This is a genomic window from Cupriavidus sp. WGlv3, assembly GCF_023952475.1.
GTDB classification, from domain to species: Bacteria; Pseudomonadota; Gammaproteobacteria; order Burkholderiales; family Burkholderiaceae; genus Cupriavidus; species Cupriavidus phytorum.
In genome coordinates this window covers 67,256-84,150 of sequence record NZ_JALHRX010000014.1, presented here as the reverse complement: position 1 = coordinate 84,150, position 16,895 = coordinate 67,256, and the positions used below count along the sequence as shown (strand labels likewise).

Annotated in this window: 13 protein-coding genes; 2 read left to right on the top strand and 11 right to left on the bottom strand. The window is 65.4% G+C overall.

Annotated elements, in window-relative coordinates; translation table 11 throughout:
• Positions 1 to 70: 70 nt before the first annotated feature.
• The 9 genes from MKD38_RS21620 to MKD38_RS21580 form a co-directional block, all read right to left on the bottom strand.
• Positions 71 to 373 carry a hypothetical protein gene (locus MKD38_RS21620; protein WP_252679860.1) on the bottom strand — a complete coding sequence of 101 codons (303 nt, stop codon included), beginning with the start codon at positions 371 to 373 and terminating at the stop codon, positions 71 to 73.
• Between the two features lie 168 nt (positions 374 to 541).
• A complete protein-coding gene (locus MKD38_RS21615) occupies positions 542 to 2,422 on the bottom strand; it encodes an ATP-dependent nuclease (protein WP_252679858.1) in 1,881 nt (626 codons plus the stop codon).
• A 395-nt stretch (positions 2,423 to 2,817) separates the two neighbouring features.
• Positions 2,818 to 4,005 carry a ribonucleotide-diphosphate reductase subunit beta gene (locus tag MKD38_RS21610; protein WP_025583754.1) on the bottom strand — a complete coding sequence of 396 codons (1,188 nt, stop codon included), beginning with the start codon at positions 4,003 to 4,005 and terminating at the stop codon, positions 2,818 to 2,820.
• Positions 4,006 to 4,161: 156 nt separating this feature from the next.
• Positions 4,162 to 7,095, bottom strand: coding sequence for a ribonucleoside-diphosphate reductase subunit alpha (locus MKD38_RS21605; RefSeq protein WP_252679856.1), 2,934 nt, complete (start codon positions 7,093 to 7,095; stop codon positions 4,162 to 4,164).
• Positions 7,096 to 7,593: 498 nt separating this feature from the next.
• A complete protein-coding gene (ampD, locus tag MKD38_RS21600; protein ID WP_252679855.1) occupies positions 7,594 to 8,214 on the bottom strand; it encodes a 1,6-anhydro-N-acetylmuramyl-L-alanine amidase AmpD in 621 nt (206 codons plus the stop codon).
• Complete coding sequence (locus tag MKD38_RS21595) at positions 8,211 to 9,842, bottom strand: sigma-54-dependent transcriptional regulator (protein ID WP_252679854.1); 1,632 nt, start codon at positions 9,840 to 9,842, stop codon at positions 8,211 to 8,213. The genes ampD and MKD38_RS21595 overlap by 4 nt, the downstream gene beginning before the upstream one ends.
• Positions 9,843 to 9,867: 25 nt before the next feature.
• Positions 9,868 to 12,015, bottom strand: coding sequence for a sensor histidine kinase (locus MKD38_RS21590; RefSeq protein ID WP_252679853.1), 2,148 nt, complete (start codon positions 12,013 to 12,015; stop codon positions 9,868 to 9,870).
• The gene (locus MKD38_RS21585; protein ID WP_018006268.1) at positions 12,012 to 12,311 is read right to left on the bottom strand and encodes a PP0621 family protein; all 300 of its coding nucleotides are present in this window, start codon (positions 12,309 to 12,311) and stop codon (positions 12,012 to 12,014) included. Before MKD38_RS21585 ends, MKD38_RS21590 begins: the two co-directional genes overlap by 4 nt.
• Before the next feature lie 6 nt (positions 12,312 to 12,317).
• Positions 12,318 to 13,256, bottom strand: coding sequence for a cytochrome C assembly family protein (locus MKD38_RS21580; protein ID WP_252679852.1), 939 nt, complete (start codon positions 13,254 to 13,256; stop codon positions 12,318 to 12,320).
• 142 nt (positions 13,257 to 13,398) lie between these two features.
• Between MKD38_RS21580 and ffh the strand changes: the two genes are divergently transcribed.
• Positions 13,399 to 14,793 (top strand): signal recognition particle protein, encoded by a 1,395-nt coding sequence (ffh, locus tag MKD38_RS21575; protein ID WP_018006266.1) that lies wholly within the window; start codon positions 13,399 to 13,401, stop codon positions 14,791 to 14,793.
• Between the two features lie 54 nt (positions 14,794 to 14,847).
• Entirely contained in the window at positions 14,848 to 15,390 is a 543-nt protein-coding gene (locus MKD38_RS21570; RefSeq protein ID WP_111519117.1) for a hypoxanthine-guanine phosphoribosyltransferase, read from the top strand.
• Positions 15,391 to 15,448: 58 nt separating this feature from the next.
• On the opposite strand, the gene MKD38_RS21565 is transcribed toward MKD38_RS21570, so the two are convergent.
• Both MKD38_RS21565 and MKD38_RS21560 read right to left on the bottom strand, forming a co-directional pair.
• The gene (locus MKD38_RS21565) at positions 15,449 to 16,072 is read right to left on the bottom strand and encodes a LysE family translocator (RefSeq protein WP_252679847.1); all 624 of its coding nucleotides are present in this window, start codon (positions 16,070 to 16,072) and stop codon (positions 15,449 to 15,451) included.
• 135 nt (positions 16,073 to 16,207) lie between these two features.
• Positions 16,208 to 16,870 (bottom strand): LysE family translocator, encoded by a 663-nt coding sequence (locus MKD38_RS21560; protein ID WP_252679839.1) that lies wholly within the window; start codon positions 16,868 to 16,870, stop codon positions 16,208 to 16,210.
• Positions 16,871 to 16,895 lie beyond the last annotated feature (25 nt).

Here is a 16,895-nt window from a genome sequence, read left to right as displayed (position 1 = left end):
CGCTGGGCGGCGCCGCGGAGGCTACAGATTCCGTCCGACATATCAAATCCGCTGTATGGCACGACATGCATTAGGGAATTCTCGTCGTCTTGGCCCGCGCCTGGGGATTCCGCCAAACCTTATAAATCCGCACGCTGAGTAGGACGAGCGCGAGAGGGAATAGGAAAAGCGTCAGCGGCACAGCGGTCCAGACAAGGTCTGAAACGAACGTTGGTCGCTCCCGCTCCAAGTATTCAGCGGCGGTGACGCCAGCCAGGGCGGCAGCAATATAGAATGCACCGGCAACAAGAGGTGCCGCATTGAGAGTCACCGCACCGAGGGTGACCACCGCAAGTAGCCAACTCAGAATGAACCAGGGGAGCGCTTTCTGCATCGCATATCCGTGTTGTTGAAGGTCCGTCCGCGATTCGACGATAGCACGCGAGCCGGCCGGAGGAAGCAAAAGCGGAGGTCGACCGACCGCTCGTGGCCGGACTGGGACATCGATCCGCACCGGTTGCAAATCCCAGAGTGCAAGATGACCACGGGCAGCTACCGCCAATTACTTCCCCTCCACCTTGACAAGAATCTGCGTAAGCACTTGTGGCACCACTCCTCCCGACCGGAGTGTTGCAGTCCGGTACGCTAGTTGGTTCTTCGAGAGTTTTATTCCAGCATCGTCCTCGACGCTATTGCAGGCGGTTGTCCACTCACCCCAGTTCGCAGAGAGAAACGCTTCCAGGTTGTCATCTAATATTGCCGCGACGTCCGAAATGGTATTAGGTGGAAAATCCTCTTCAGGTAAGCCGAAGTACCGCATTAACCTGCGGTTCTCTACCGCATGATTGTTGCGCTCTCGATCTATTTCCTCTTGCTTTTTATTTTTGGCTTTGGCTCGCGTTTCAAATCCACCGTCCGCATCAAACAGTGCATAGACTGGAACGCCAATAGATTTCAGAATCGCATGCGCGAGGGGTATCGATGTCTTGCTGCCAACAGGAACGATCGAAATTCCTGCCGCTTCAAGGGCGCCGGGGGAAGTTCTATCTCCAATACCGTAGAACACAGCAGACTCGGTTGTGCCCTCCACGAGAAATGCGCGATTCGCGAAGAGTGCTATGGCAAGCTGGTCCGCCACATTATGGTCGAGCCTGCGATCCACCACATCGGCATCTACTGTTCCATTCAGCCGAGCCTTCACATCCTCAACCGTGGCGCAGTGGACCGTAACTACTGGCACTTCGTCAGCCGATCTCGTAAGCCGTCTGACTTGATGGAAATGTCGGGCCTCCAGGAAGTAGGGGCTATGGGTGGCATAGGTCACCTGAATGCGCTTGCTAGCATCTTCGGCGAGCGATCTAAGCACCTTCGCAAAGGTCTGCGCCTGAATCGGATGTTGGAAAAGTTCTGGCTCCTCGATCGCCAGGCAAATTACTCCCTCGGTAGAGGCTGCCCCTGACTGCGCCAAGAGTTGTAGCGCGGAGATAAGCAGCGTGCGCTGAAAGCCGTGTCCTTGCCGCTCCACCGCAGTCTCGGTGGTGCCGTCAAGCACCGCCACGTCGAACGTCGTGCGAGGGGCCTTGAGTTCCACTTCAGCCGGCGCAACTGTGATTGCCCTGCCGGGCGCATAGGTTGTTACGACCTCGTTGAGCTGCGTGGTGATGGCCCCAAGCTGCTCCTTAAACTTCTCTTCATAGACCTGTTGCTGCCTTGCCCGTGATTCCGCAACGATTTCTGCGATCGCCTCATCAGCGGCAGTTCGGTCAATCGAGCGCTCCAGGATTCGCCCAATGATGCTTGCCTTGCCGTCGATGGACTCTTCACTCGCCCGAAGGTCAGCCGTAACGAGGACGAAGTCGAAGAGGCCGCTCATCTTGCCGCCGCTGTTGAAACCGAAGAAGTTGGTTTGCAGAGCCTCGGGCGCATCGAGAAGTTGATCGGTGTGAGCCGCCTCCCAAGTCGTCATCGCCTGCTCGACGGCAGGACCAGTATTCGCCACGGGAAGATTAAGCTCCGGGCGATCGCGCCGGAGACTGGCGTACAGCTCTCTCTTCGCAGTCGCGCCGCCTGCCGCCTTGATTGCATTGAAATCCGGAAATCCCTTTGCATTGGCGGAGAGCACATCAGTGCCATCAGGAGATCGGCGCTTCCACGCGGTAAACGTGCCAACTCCCTCTGGGGCGTACTTGCCAAGTGCCTCGCGATCCTTTTCGGTGAGGTCTGCGAAGGTGATCTGAACCTCGATGTCTTCGTTTGTCGCCCCAAAAGAGCAATCCTTCTCTGTCAGCGAGCCGGGCTTGCCGTTGAAGAACCAGTCGAGCGCACGAAGCACCGTTGATTTGCCAGCACCGTTCGGTCCGATGAAGGTCGTGACGGAATCGAACGGAATCGTTACCTCTTTTAACGTTCGAAAGTTCCGGATGAGAACGGTTTGGATCTTCATTTCTGGCTTCTGCTCCTTGACTCGAATCGACGTCCTTCGATATGTACCGCTTGATCGGAATGCCAGCCGATTCCGGCACGTGATTCTTCTGCCCATCCCGCTTTTTCGCCCGCACGCTGCCAGGCTGGCGTATCGGTGATCGGAGGTCCGACCGGCGATTATGACGAGAGGCTTATAAACTCGCATGCCCCAAACGGAGGGTTCCATCCGCACTTGCCAAAGCGATCACAACACCGGAGGAATCAATCTTCGTACCGGGCTAGGATTGCCGCCGCTAAGCGTCCAGGTTGTGTGCAGTCGAGGCAAGCATTTGAGCGACGGCTTCTGGCCGATAGCAGCCATCTTAGGCAAAAAAAAATAGGAGCCATCAGCTCCCATTTTTCATCATTCGAACCTCAATCCCAGCTCAACGCCCCACCCGTCTGATACTCAATAACCCGCGTCTCAAAGAAGTTCCTCTCCTTCTTCAGATCGATCATCTCGCTCATCCACGGGAACGGATTCTCTTCATTCGGGAACAGCTGATCAAGACCAATCTGCTGGCACCGACGATTGCAAATGAAGCGCAGATAAGACTTGAACATCGGCGCATTCAGACCCAGCACGCCACGCGGCATGGTGTCCTCAGCATAGCGATACTCCAGATCCACCGCCTTCTTGAACAACTCAGTAATCTCAGCCTTGAACTCCGCCGTCCAAAGATGCGGATTCTCCAGCTTGATCTGGTTGATCAGGTCGATACCAAAATTGCAGTGCAGCGACTCATCGCGCAGGATGTACTGATACTGCTCGGCAGCCCCAGTCATCTTGTTCTGGCGGCCCATCGCCAGGATCTGCGTGAAGCCCACATAGAAGAACAGCCCTTCCATGATGCAGGCGAACACGATCAGCGACTTCAGCAGCTTCTGGTCGTTTTCCGGCGTACCGGTCTTGAACGACGGATCAGTCAGCGTGTCGATGAACGGGATCAGGAACTCGTCCTTGTCGCGGATCGACTGCACTTCGTGGTACGCGTTGAAGATCTCGGCTTCGTTCAGGCCCAGCGATTCAACGATGTACTGGTAGGCGTGCGTGTGGATGGCCTCTTCAAAGGCCTGGCGCAGCAGGTACTGGCGGCATTCCGGCGCGGTGATCTGGCGGTAGGTGCCCAGCACGATGTTGTTGGCGGCCAGCGAGTCGGCGGTGACGAAAAAGCCCAGGTTGCGCTTGATGATGCGGCGCTCGTCTTCGGTCAGGCCGTTGGGGTCTTTCCACAGGGCGATGTCGCGGGACATGTTGATTTCCTGCGGCATCCAGTGGTTGGCGCAGCCGGCCAGGTACTTTTCCCACGCCCACTTGTACTTGAACGGGACGAGCTGGTTGACGTCGGTCGAGCCGTTGATGACGCGCTTGTCGGCGGCATTGACGCGGCGGTTGCTTTGCGCGGCGGCGGCGTTGGGGTTGTTGCCCAGGATGCCGGCTTGCGTGGCGCTCGGCGGCAGCACGCCTTGCTGGTCAGCGGTGGTGGCCGATGCGGCGGGTTGCAGGGCAGGCTGCGGTGCGGCCTGCGGGGTGGCTTGAACGTCGTCGTCCCAGCTCAGCATGATGGTGTTCTCCGTGATTCGGTTGGGGGGCGCATGTGGTTTCGTCAGGTTTGACGCTTCACTTCGTTGGGGCGCCGGCCCTCTCCCCCACCCCTCTCCCGCGAGCGGGAGAGGGGAGCAAACAGGGGGTGGTTTTTACTCTCTAGGCTTTTTGCCTTATTGGCAGGCTTCGCACTCTTCGAAGCCGGGGTCGCCCGGGCGCATCGTGCAGACCGCGCCTTCGGCTTCCGGCATGGCCGGGGCCGATGCTGCAGCCGCGTCCAGGGCGGAGCCGCTGTCGCTGCCCGACGACACCGCGTTCAGCGAGCCGCGCGACACGGTGGACTTCTCCACGTGCGTGGCAGCCATGGTGCGCAGGTAGTACGTGGTCTTCAGGCCGCGCACCCATGCCAGCTTGTAGGTGTCGTCCAGCTTCTTGCCCGACGCGCCGGCCATGTAGATGTTCAGCGACTGGGCCTGGTCGATCCACTTCTGGCGGCGGCTTGCAGCTTCCACCAGCCAGGTCGGCTCGACTTCGAACGCGGTGGCGTAGATGTCGCGCAGGTCTTGCGGGATGCGGTCGATGCGCGACAGCGAGCCGTCGAAGTACTTCAGGTCGGCAACCATCACTTCGTCCCACAGGCCGCGTTCCTTCAGGTCGCGCACCAGGTAGTCATTGACCACGGTGAACTCGCCCGACAGGTTGGACTTGACGTACAGGTTCTGGAAGGTCGGCTCGATGCAGGCGGACACGCCGATGATGTTCGAAATGGTCGCGGTCGGGGCGATCGCGATGCAGTTCGAGTTGCGCATGCCGTGCTGCTTGATGCGGGCGCGCAGGCTGTCCCAGTCCATGGTGCTGGACAGGTCCACTTCCAGGTAGCCGCCGCGCTCTTCGGCCAGCAGCTTGAGCGAGTCTTGCGGCAGGATGCCATGGTCCCACAGCGAGCCTTCGTAGGTGCTGTAGCGGCCGCGCTCTTCAGCCAGCTCGGTCGACGCCTGGTAGGCGTAGTAGCACACGGCCTCCATCGAGGTGTCGGCGAACTTGACCGCGGCGTTGCTGGAGTACGGCGTGCGCAGCACGTGCAGGCAGTCCTGGAAGCCCATGATGCCCATGCCGACCGGACGGTGGCGCAGGTTGGAATTGCGCGCCTTGTCGACCGCGTAGTAGTTGATGTCGATCACGTTGTCGAGCATGCGCATGGCGGTGCGCACGGTCTTCTGCAGCTTGGCGTGATCCAGCGCGTAGGTGCCGTCGGCCTGCTTGGCCAGGTGGGCGACCAAGTTGACCGAGCCCAGGTTGCAGACGGCGATCTCGCTGTCGTTGGTGTTCAGCGTGATTTCCGTGCACAGGTTGGAGCTGTGGACGACGCCGACGTGCTGCTGCGGGCTGCGGATGTTGCAAGGATCCTTGAAGGTGATCCACGGGTGGCCGGTTTCGAACAGCATGCCCAGCATCTTGCGCCACAGTTGCAGCGCCGGCAGCTTCTTGAACAGCTTCAGTTCGCCGCTGGCGGCCTTGGCTTCGTAGCCCAGGTAGGCCTTCTCGAATTCCTTGCCGACCTTGTCGTGCAGGTCCGGGCAGGTGGCCGGCGAGAACAGCGTCCATTCGCCGCCTTCCATCACGCGCTTCATGAACAGGTCCGGGATCCAGTTGGCCGTGTTCATGTCGTGGGTGCGGCGGCGGTCGTCGCCGGTGTTCTTGCGCAGCTCCAGGAATTCTTCAATGTCCAGGTGCCACGTTTCCAGGTAGGCGCAGACCGCGCCCTTGCGCTTGCCGCCCTGGTTCACGGCCACGGCGGTGTCGTTCACCACCTTCAGGAACGGGACCACGCCTTGCGACTTGCCGTTGGTGCCCTTGATGTGCGAGCCGAGCGCGCGCACGTTGGTCCAGTCATTGCCCAGGCCGCCGGCGAACTTGGACAGCAGCGCGTTTTCCTTCAGCGCTTCGTAGATGCCTTCCAGGTCGTCCGAGACGGTGGTCAGGTAGCACGACGACAGCTGCGAGCGGCGGGTGCCGGAGTTGAACAGGGTCGGCGTGGACGACATGAAGTCGAATGACGACAGCAGCTGGTAGAACTCGATGGCGCGCGCTTCGCGGTCCTTCTCGTTCAGCGCCAGGCCCATGGCCACGCGCATGAAGAAGGCCTGCGGCATTTCGATGCGGGTTTCATCGATATGCAGGAAGTAGCGGTCGTACAGAGTCTGCAGGCCCAGGTAGTTGAACTGGAAGTCGCGGCCGGCGTCGAGCGCGGCGCCCAGGCGGGCCAGGTCGAAGGTGGCCAGCTTTTCGTCCAGCAGCTCGGCTTCGATGCCGCGCGCGATGAACTTGGGGAAGTACTCGGCGTAACGCGTGGTCATTTCGGCCTGCGTCACTTCGGCACCCAGGATCTCCTTGCGGATGGTGTGCAGCAGGATGCGGGCGGTGACCTGGCTGTAGTCCGGGTCCTTTTCGATCAGGGTACGCGCGGCCAGGATGGCGGAGTCGTACACCTGCGTCATCGGCACGCCTTCGTACAGGTTTTTCAGCGTTTCCTTCAGGATCGGCTCGGCGCTGACGGTCTTGCCGAGGCCGGCGCAGGCGTTGTCGATCAGGGCATGCAGCGCGACGATGTCCAGCGGCTTGGTCACGCCGGCGTCGGTCACGTTGATGCTGATGCCGGCTTCCTGCACGCGGGCCACGGCCTCGGCGCTGGCGCTGGCGCGCTCGGCCTTGCGCTTCTCGCGGTACAGCACGTAGGCACGGGCCACTTCATGCTCGCCCGAGCGCATCAGCGACAGCTCGACCTGGTCCTGCACGTCTTCGATATGGATGGCACCACCGCTCGGGCGGCTGCGCACCAGCGCGCGCACCACGTTGTCGGTCAGCTGCTCGACGATCTCGCGCACGCGCGCGCTGGCGGCGCCCTGCCCGCCGTTGACGGCGAGGAAGGCCTTGGTCATGGCAACGGCGATCTTGGACGGCTCGAACGCCACCACGGCACCGTTGCGACGAATGATCTTGTGATCCGGGTAATTCGTATTAGCGGCGTTGGCGGGGGTCTGCTGCGCGGTCGGTGCCATACCGGCGGCGGCGCCACCCGTGGTGATTTCGTTCTGGGCCGTTTGCATGAGAACTCCTGTTTTTTACCCTGGCAATAAGAGACAAAAGAGCCCCTGGCGAAATGCGGCGAAAAAGAACGTCCCTCCCGGCTGGAAAGCGGGCGCGGACAGACTGCCTTTACGTGGACATTTCGCCAGGGACTCTTGTGATTCGCTGGCCTTGCGGGGAGGTTTGCAGTCGATGCGCGAACTTCGCGGCTGCTACCTCGCTCTTGGGGCCGGCTCCCCGGTTTGACTACTAGATATAGTGGGTGATGCGGAAAACTTGGCTAAGTATAGTGAACTGATTCCGAATGACCAGTCTTGACAACCGTTATTTGGGGTACGCCGGCGGCTGTGCGGCAGCGCCACATGCCCGCAAGCCTAGTAGTCGCAAGGGTTTCGGCCAGACCGTTCGCAACTGCACATTTCACAAAAATTTTTTTGATTGTTGCGAGGTTGCGATAGCCCCACACCGACGTGGGGGCATGTGCGCCGGGATGGCGCGCGCGGGACGGCCGAATGGCGTTAAGAATCCGTCACGTGGCCGCCCGCGCCAGGGCGTCGGTAAGGCAACATGCCCGCCTCTACGCCCGCCAGCCGCGCAAACCGCGCCCAGTCGAAATGCGGGCCGGGATCGGTCTTGCGGCCCGGCGCAATGTCGCTGTGGCCGGCAATCGCGCGCACCGGGTAGGCGGCCATCAGCGCGGGCACCAGCGCGGCCACGGTGTCGTACTGGGCTTTGGTGAACGGCAGGTCGTCGCAGCCTTCGATCTCGATGCCGATGGAAAAATCGTTGCAGCGCGCGCGGCCGAAGAAGTCTGACTGACCGGCATGCCAGGCCCGCTGCGTGCACGGCACGAACTGCACCAGCTCGCCCGTGCGCGTCACCAGGAAGTGCGCGGACACCTGGACCTGGTGGATGGTGGCAAAGAACGGGTGCTTGCCGGGATCGAGCCGGTTCTGGAAAAAGGCTTCGATGTCGCCGCTGCCGAACTGGCCGGGCGGCAGGCTGATGTTGTGCAGCACCACCAGGTCCACCGGCATGCCGTCCGGGCGCGCGTCGAAATTGGGCGAAGGCACGCGGCGCGCGGCCGGGACCCAGCCGTCGGCACCGGGCAGATAAGACGAAGACGCGGGCGCGGTCATGGCGTGCCCTCGCCTTCCACGGCGCCACGGTCGGCGGCGTCCATGGCTTCGCGGATGCCCAGCTGCTGGATGCGGTAGCGCAGCTGGCGCAGGTTCAGGCCCAGCAGCGGCGCGGCCGCGGTGCGGTTGAAGTTGGTCTGGGCCAGCGCCTGCAGGATCAGTTCGCGTTCGACCGCTTCCAGCCTGGCGGGCAGGTCGATCGGGAAGACGATCCCGCGGCAGGCGCGCTCGGCGGGGTCGCCGGCGGGCTCGGGTTCGGGCACGGCGGCAGCGGCCGCCGGTGGCGTCTCGGCCGGAACCGGCGCAGGCGTGGCCGCGACAGGCACGGCCGCTACCCCGGCCGTGCCCCAGGGCGCGTAGGGGTATGGTGCCATCGGCTGCGGCACCATCACCGGCGCCGGGGCAGGCATCAGCCCGGCGCGCACGGCGCCGGCGTCCAGCGGGCCCAGGTCGGCCAGCTCGATGTCCTCGCGCTCGGCAAACGCGTAGGCGCGCTCGAGCAGGTTTTCCAGCTCGCGCACATTGCCCGGGAACGGATAGGCCGCCAGCCGCTGCAGCGCCGCCGGCGACAGCCGTTTGGGGTGCGCATCGCCGTAGCGCACGGCCAGGTGGTGCAGGATGGCGCGCCCCAGCACCGGGATGTCTTCGCCGCGCTCGCGCAGCGTGGGCATGCGCAGCGCCAGCACGTTCAGGCGGTAATACAGGTCCTGCCGGAACTGCCCCGCCGCCACCATCGCGGCCAGGTCCTTGTGGCTGGCGCACATCACGCGCACGTCGACGGCGTCTTCGCGGCTGGCGCCGATCTTGCGCACGCGGCGCTCCTGCAACGCGCGCAACAGCTTGACCTGCATCGGCAGCGGCAGGTCGGCCACCTCGTCGAGCAGCAGCGTGCCGCCGTTGGCGGCCTGGAAGAAGCCGCCGCGCTCGGCGTCGGCGCCGGTGAACGCCCCTTTGACGTAGCCGAAGAACTCGGACTCCATCAGGTTCTCGGGGATGGCGCCGCAGTTGACGGCGACGAACGGATGCGCGGCCCGACTGCTGATCGCATGAATGGCCTGTGCCGCGCGCTCCTTGCCGCTGCCCGATTCGCCGCTGATCACCACCGGCGCCATGCTGCGCGCCAGCCGCGACAGCGAGCGGCGTACCTCCTGCATCGCCGCGGAATGGCCGGGCAGCAGCGCGGCGGCGCGGTCGGCGGCCTGATCCGCCGCCGTGGCGGCGTCGGCATCGGCGTTGTCGCGCGACTGGCGGCCCAGCGCGTTCAGCACCAGGCTGCGCAGCTGGTCCAGCGACACCGGCTTGGCGATGTAGTCGAAGGCGCCGGCCTTGAGCGCCTCGACGGCGTTGTCGGCGCTGCCGTAGGCGGTGATCACGGCCACCGGGATGCGTTCCGGCGCGGCGGACAGCTGGCGCACGATCTCGATGCCCAGCCCGTCGCCCAGGCGCATGTCGGTCAGCACCAGGCTGTAGCGGCCCTGCGCCAGCTTGTCGCGCGCCTCGGCCAGCGAGCCGGCCAGCACCACGTCATGGCCCATGCGGCGGATGGAGATGTCCAGCAGCTCGCGCAGGTCGGCCTCGTCGTCGATGACCAGGATGGGATCGGGCGCGCGGGACATTCGGGGTGGCATGGAGTGGTGGCTGGATAAAGACAGGTCAGACGGCGGCCGCCGCGGCAGCCTCTGCGCTCTCGATGCGCAAGGTCAGCACGAAGGCCTTGCCCGGCAGTGTATCGCGCGCGCTGGAGGCCAGCATGCCGGTGCGCTCGATCAGCGCCGGCAGCGAGATGGAGCCGTAGCGCACCTGGGCGTCATTGGCGCCGCACAGCTCGCGCGCCATGAACAGGCCCAGCCCGGTGCCCTGGGCGTTGCTGGTGAAGAACGGCTCGAACAGGCTGCGCTGGTGTTCGCGCGCCACCTCGGCGCCATCGTTCCAGACGATCAGCTCGGCATGGTGCTGGTCCAGCGCATGGGCCAGCAGGCGGATCGAGCCCGGCAACCGGCTGCAGTAGCGCCAGGCGTTGTCGAGCAGGTTGCCCAGCACCTGCTGCAGCTGCGCGGCGTCGAACACTACCGGCTGGGCCACGTCGACGGTCAGGCGGATGGCATTGGCGTTAATGTCGGCGCGGCCCGCCGGGCGGGTCTCGCCGGCGCGCGGGCGGCGCTGGCGCATTTCGGCGCGCCAGCGCTCGACGATCTCGGGCAGCGCCTGCGCCAGGTGCACGGTGCTGCGGCCGGTGCGCGGGCGCCGCGACATCTGCAGCACGTCCGACACCACCTGGTCGAGCCGGCGCACGTTGTCGTGGATGATGCGCAGCAGGCGGGCGTCGATATCGACATCGGCACCGTCCGGGTCCTGCGCTTCAGGACCGTGCCGGCTGGAATCGCCCAGCAGCTCGCTGGCCTGGCTGATTGCCGCCAGCGGGTTGCGGATCTGGTGCGCGATGCTGGCCACCAGCCGGCCCATGGCGGCCAGCTTTTCCTGCTGCACCTGCTCGGCAATGCGCTCCCAGCTTTCGATATGGACCAGCACGGTGTCGCGCATCTCGCTGCGCAGCAGCGCCTCATCCTGCTGCGACCACGCCATGGCCTCGTTCTGGGCAATGGCCAGGCGCAGGCGCCCGGCGGCTTCGGGCGACAGCTCGTTCCACGCGGCGGTATCGAGCGCGGCCGGTACGGTGCGGCCGTGCGCCATGGTCGAGCGCAGCCCGGCCAGGCCCGGCAGCACAAAGCGCAGCCGCAGCCGGGTGTGCTGCATGGTGCCGTCGGCCAGCGCGGCGCCGGAGGCCATCGGCAGCAGCTGCAGGATGCGCGGCACGTCGTCCTTGCTGCGCAGCCAGTCGCGCAGCATTTCCATCAGCGGCTGCAGGCGCGGGATGCGGCGCAGGTCGAACAGCACGGTATCGCCGCCGCCGGGCCCGGGTTCGCCAGCGGGCGCGCCACCGAGCTTGCGCGAGTAGATGCGCTCGTGCGGCTGCACCCCCAGCAGCACCACCGCGGCGGGATTGGCGGCCACCACCGCGCCGTTGGCGCGCACCAGCATCACGCCGTCCTGCATGTCGTTGACCATCAGCCGGTTGACCAGTTGCTGCAGGCGCAGCTCCTGCTCGCGCGCCAGCGCCAGGCGCTCCTGCGCGAGCTGGCGGTTGGCCAGCATATACATCAGCAGCGCGGCGATCATGAACACCAGGCCGAACAGGCCCGAGCCCAGCAGCCCGGCATCGGCCTGGCGCAGCAGGATGGTGTGCATGAACGGCCCGCTCATCACCACCAGCGCCGAGATCGCCGCGGCAAACAGCGCGAACAGCAGGCTGGTCAGCGCGCCGGCTTCCAGTGCCGGCAGCAGGAAGATCATGGCCAGGCCCTCGGCATGCCCGCCCCGGCCCAGCACGCTGAAGACCAGCGCCAGCAGCGCCAGGTCGGCCAGCACCTGCACCCGCACGCGCAGATGGAAATGCCGGCGCCAGAGCGTGCCGGCCAGCATCGCCAGGGCAATGCCAAGGTAAGGGACGGCGACGGCCATGGCCGCCGCATGCTCGATGCCGCCCATGGCCTCCAGGCCGAAGGGCAAGGCGGGAATTGCGGCCGTGATGGTGGAAGCGGCGGCGCTGGCGGCGCCGGTGGCCGGCTCGCCGCGCCGAATCAGCGCAAAGCCGAGCAGCAGCAGACCCACGGCGACGCGGGTCCAGCAGAAATAGCGCAGCAGGCGCCAGTGGAAGTCAGGCGGCTCGGGCTGGCGCCACAGCTGCGCCAGGCCGCGCCAGGCGTTCAGCCGCTGCCAGGCCGACGGCGCCGGCTCGGTCATGGGCGCGGGCCGCTGCTGCCGTCGCCGCCTTCAGTGCGGCTCTCGTCGGGCAGGTGGCTGCGCCGGCAGTAGTGCAGGCCGCGCCAGGCAATGGCGTCGCCCTGCGGCAGGTGCACGCCGCACTGGGCGCACTGGACCATGCGCTCGGCGGCGGCGTCGGGCGTGCCGGCGGCCGCGTGTTCGCTGGCCTCACGGGCCTGGCGTGCGCGATGCTCGGCCAGGCGGGCTTCGGCGCGCGCGCGCAGCCACCAGAAGACGCCCAGCACCACGGCCAGCAGGATCAGGATACGTGCCATGGCAAATCAGAGCCGGTGCAGGACGACTTCAATCACGAAACGGCTGCCGACATAGGCCAGCAGCAGGATGCCGAACGAGGCGATGACCCAGCGCAGCGCCACCTTGCCGCGCCAGCCGCGGAAGATGCGCCCGGCCAGGATGCCGCCGAACATGGCCCACGAGATCAGCGCGAACACGGTCTTGTGGTCCAGCCGGAAGGCCCGCCCGAACAGCTCTTCGGAGAACAGCAGGCCCGAGCCGATGGTCAGCGTCAGCAGCACGAAGCCGGCGCCGATCAGCCGGAACAGCAGCTTCTCCAGCGTCAGCAGCGGCGGCAGCAGGTCCAGCCAGCGCCCCAGCCACTGGCCCGGCTGCGGCGCCGACGGCCGCGCCGGCGCGTGCCGGAAGCCGTGCAGGCGCCGCTCGGCCAGCAGCATCAGGAAAGCGTGGAAGGCCGCCAGCGTGAACAGTCCGTAGGCCACGTTGGCGATAATGAAATGCAGCTTGAACAGCGGCCGCGCGGCGTAGCCCAGGATCTGCGAGCCGGGAAAGGCTAATGGCATCAGGCTGGCCACCAGCGCCACCGGGATCACGATCAGGCCCAGCCCCGCCAGCGAGAAGAAGAAGCTCTCGATCCAGTAGATGCCCACGCCCAGCCACAGCATGGCCGAGAGTGCAAAGGCAAAGCCGAACATCATGCGCTCGGCCGGGAAGATGGTTTCGTGCAGCAGCATGCCGTGGCTGGCCAGCGCGGCCAGCATCAGCACGTGCCACCAGGCCGGGCGCCCCTCGCCGTGCGCGCCGCCTGCGGGGGGGATGGGCCCGCCGCCCGCCACCAGCACGGCGGCAGCCGAGCCGCCCGCCGGACCAGCGGCGGCCGCCACGCGCGGATGACGCGTGGCCCAGCCGTGCCAGGCCAGGCCGCAATAGAGAAGTGCCGTCAGGGCATACAGTACAATGACCATTTACGCAGTTTACCTTAGTGCCCACGGACGGTGGCGGCCCGCTTGAACCGGTGTAAGCGGTGTTCCAGGCCCGCCCCGTGTGCCGGACTGCCTCCCGATTTCAGCCCCGAGCCCTGCTCCGACTTCTCCCCCGATTCCTGCCATGCTGGACAATCTCACTCAACGCCTGGCGCGTGTGGTCAAGACCATGCGCGGCGAGGCGCGCCTGACCGAGGCCAACACCGCCGAGATGCTGCGCGAAGTGCGCCTTGCCATGCTCGAAGCCGACGTGGCGCTGCCGGTCGTGCGCGAATTCGTGGCCCGCGTAAAAGAAAAGGCCATGGGCGAAGAGGTGGTCAGCAGCCTGACCCCCGGGCAGGCCCTGGTCGGCGTGGTCCAGCGCGAGCTGACCGCGGTGATCGGCGGCGCCGAGGCCGCTGGCGGCAACAACAAGGAAGCCGAGCTGAACCTGGCGGTGCAACCGCCCGCCATCATCCTGATGGCCGGCCTGCAGGGCGCCGGCAAGACCACAACCGTGGGCAAGCTGGCCAAGTGGCTCAAGGAAAACAAAAAGAAGAAGGTGCTGACGGTCTCGTGCGACGTCTACCGCCCCGCTGCCATCGCCCAGCTCAAGACCGTATCGGAGCAGGTCGGCGCCGAGTTCTTCCCGTCGCAGCCGGACCAGAAGCCGGTGGACATCGCCCGCGCGGCGGTGGACTGGGCGCGCAAGCATTACCACGACGTGCTGATCGTCGACACCGCCGGCCGGCTGGGTATCGACGAGGCGATGATGCAGGAAATCGCCGCGCTGCACGCCGAACTGAAGCCGGCTGAAACCCTGTTCGTGGTCGACGCCATGCTGGGCCAGGACGCGGTCAACACCGCCAAGGCCTTCAATGACACCCTGCCGCTGACCGGCGTGGTGCTGACCAAGCTGGACGGCGATGCGCGCGGCGGCGCGGCACTGTCGGTGCGCCATATCACCGGCCGCCCGATCAAGTTCGTCGGCGTCGGCGAGAAGCTGGATGGCCTGGAGCCCTTCTACCCCGACCGCATGGCCCAGCGCATCCTGGGCATGGGCGACATCCTCGCGCTGGTCGAGGAAGCCCAGCGCGGCGTCGACATGGAAGCGGCCGAGAAGCTGGCCAAGAAGATCAAGAAGACCGGCGACTTCGACCTGGAAGACTTCAAGGCCCAGATCGGCCAGATGAAGAAGATGGGCGGCCTGGGCAGCCTGGTCGACAAGCTGCCGGCGCAGTTCGCCCAGCAGGCGCAGGGCGCCAACATGGACCAGGCCGAGAAGCAGGTGGCGCGCATGGAAGGCATCATCAACAGCATGACCCCGGCCGAGCGCGCCAAGCCCGACCTGATCAAGGCCAGCCGCAAGCGCCGCATCGCCGCGGGCGCCGGCGTGCCGGTGCAGGAGGTCAACCGCCTGCTCAACCAGTTCGACCAGATGCAGTCCATGATGAAGAAGCTCAAGGGCGGCGGCATGATGAAGATGATGCGCCAGATGGGTGCGATGAAGGGCGGCATGAAGGGCCTCTTCAACCGCTGAAGCCCGCCGCCGCTAGCCGAGCTGCCTCCCCCGCAAAAGAACAGGAAAGACATCATGATGAGTGCCGAACAGGCCCGCGAGCTGTGGGCCAATTCCGAAGAAATCGTCTCCGCCGCGGAAGTCCAGGCGTCGCTGGACCGCATGGCCGCGGACATCACCGCCAGGATGGGCAACGACTTCCCGCTGGTGCTGTCGGTGATGGGCGGCGCGGTGGTCTTCACCGGCATGCTGCTGCCCAAGCTGGCGTTCCCGCTGGAATTCGACTACATCCACCTCTCGCGCTACAACAACAAGACCGTCGGCGGCGAGATGCAATGGCGCGTGGCCCCGCGCGAATCGGTCAAGGACCGCGTGGTGCTGGTGCTGGACGACATCCTCGATGAAGGCGAGACCATGGCCGCCATCCGCCAGCGCATCATGGACATGGGCGCCAGGGAATTCCACGCCGCGGTGCTGTGCGAGAAGACGCTGAGCAAGGCGAAGCCCATGCATCCGGATTTCTGCGGCTTTGCGGTGCCGGACCGCTATGTGTTCGGCTGCGGGATGGATGCGAAGGGGTACTGGCGGAACCTGGATTCGATTCGGGCGCTAGTTTGATCCAGCTGGACTGATGGTTTGCTCCCCTCTTCCGCAAGCGCAGAGGGGAGAAAAAGCGTTATGCCTGGTGTGTCCCCAAAATCGGCCACAGCGACGCCAGCAGCAGCACCGCCATCCCGATATTGAACGCCCGCAGTACTTTCGGCCGCGCCAGCCAGCGCCGCAGTGCCGAGCCGCACAACGCCCACATCGCCACGCTGGGCAGGTTCACCACCCCGAAGATCCCCGACAGCAGCAGCACGTTGAGCCACAGGTTGCCGTGCAGCACATAGGTGCTGCACGCACCCACCGCCATCACCCACGCCTTGGGATTGACCCACTGGAACGCGGCGGCGGCCCAGAAGCCCATCGGCCGCCCCACCTGCTGGTCCTGCACGCCACCGGCAGTGGCCAGCTTCCATGCCAGCCAGACCAGGTAGGCCGTCGCCACCACGCGCAGCACTTGCCAGGTCCACGGGAAGGCATGGAACAGCGAGCCCAGCCCCAGGCCCACCAGCCCCACCATCAGCGCGAAGCCGATGCTGACACCGAGCAGGTGCGGCACCGTGCGCACGAAGCCGAAGTTCACGCCGGAGGCGAGCAGCATCGTGTTGTTGGGGCCGGGGGTGATCGACGACACCAGCGCAAAGCCGGCAAAGGCGGCGAAGACACCGGTGCCGGCGGCGAGTTGGGACACTTCCATGACTAACTCCAAGGGGCATTCATCTGCTTTCGGGAAATCAGTCTACGGTCACTTAACGGTACAGTACCGGTACACTTTGAGGGAAATACGCCGATACAGGGCCGCTTCACTCGCCCCGCTTCGCTGGCAACTTGCTCACCGCAGCGCATGCCAGGCGATGCCCAGCGCCAGCAGCCACAGCACGGCCCCGGTCACGCGCTCGACCCACCGCACCGAACGCCCGAAGCGCGCGGCGATCGCCGGATGCCCGATGCCATAGGCCACCAGCAGGTCCCAGCCGAGCACCACCGCGAACATCCAGATTCCATAGGCCAGTTGCACCGTCGGCGGCGTGCGGCTGGCGGCCAGCAGCGAAAACAGGCTGGCGTAGAACAGCCCGTTCTTCGGGTTCAGCACCGCGGACAGGAAGCCGCTGGCAAGCTGGGCCAGCCCGGCCGCGGGCGCGGGCCTCGCGGCGGCATCGGCCGCCGGGATCGACAGTTCGCCGGAGGCGTTCAGCAGGCGCCAGCCCAGCCACGCCAGGTAGGCACAGCCGGCCCACTGCAACGCCGCGAACAGTGGCGGCGAATCACGCATCGCGGCCACACCGGCCAGTGCCAGGCCGATAAAGACGCCGTTGCCCAGCGCAATGCCCAGGCACACGACGCCGGCGCGCCGCGGCCCGTGCAGCAGCGCGCTGCGCACCACCAGGAAAAAATCCGGCCCCGGGCTGAGCAGCGCCAGCGCATGCGCGCCGGCCACCATGGCAAATTGCTGCCATGGCAATGCCCCGGGGGCGAGATCGAAGACCATATCCATGCCGACCCTCCGTGAAGAGTCCGCA

Excerpts from the sequence above, each read along its gene's own strand:
- MKD38_RS21620 (WP_252679860.1), bottom strand. The coding sequence starts at position 373 with ATGCAGAAAGCGCTCCCCTGGTTCATTCTGAGTTGGCTACTTGCGGTG.
- MKD38_RS21615 (WP_252679858.1), bottom strand. The coding sequence starts at position 2,422 with ATGAAGATCCAAACCGTTCTCATCCGGAACTTTCGAACGTTAAAAGAG.
- MKD38_RS21610 (WP_025583754.1), bottom strand. The coding sequence starts at position 4,005 with ATGCTGAGCTGGGACGACGACGTTCAAGCCACCCCGCAGGCCGCACCG.
- MKD38_RS21605 (WP_252679856.1), bottom strand. The coding sequence starts at position 7,095 with ATGCAAACGGCCCAGAACGAAATCACCACGGGTGGCGCCGCCGCCGGT.
- ampD (WP_252679855.1), bottom strand. The coding sequence starts at position 8,214 with ATGACCGCGCCCGCGTCTTCGTCTTATCTGCCCGGTGCCGACGGCTGG.
- MKD38_RS21595 (WP_252679854.1), bottom strand. The coding sequence starts at position 9,842 with ATGCCACCCCGAATGTCCCGCGCGCCCGATCCCATCCTGGTCATCGAC.
- MKD38_RS21590 (WP_252679853.1), bottom strand. The coding sequence starts at position 12,015 with ATGACCGAGCCGGCGCCGTCGGCCTGGCAGCGGCTGAACGCCTGGCGC.
- MKD38_RS21585 (WP_018006268.1), bottom strand. The coding sequence starts at position 12,311 with ATGGCACGTATCCTGATCCTGCTGGCCGTGGTGCTGGGCGTCTTCTGG.
- MKD38_RS21580 (WP_252679852.1), bottom strand. The coding sequence starts at position 13,256 with ATGGTCATTGTACTGTATGCCCTGACGGCACTTCTCTATTGCGGCCTG.
- ffh (WP_018006266.1), top strand. The coding sequence starts at position 13,399 with ATGCTGGACAATCTCACTCAACGCCTGGCGCGTGTGGTCAAGACCATG.
- MKD38_RS21570 (WP_111519117.1), top strand. The coding sequence starts at position 14,848 with ATGATGAGTGCCGAACAGGCCCGCGAGCTGTGGGCCAATTCCGAAGAA.
- MKD38_RS21565 (WP_252679847.1), bottom strand. The coding sequence starts at position 16,072 with ATGGAAGTGTCCCAACTCGCCGCCGGCACCGGTGTCTTCGCCGCCTTT.
- MKD38_RS21560 (WP_252679839.1), bottom strand. The coding sequence starts at position 16,870 with ATGGATATGGTCTTCGATCTCGCCCCCGGGGCATTGCCATGGCAGCAA.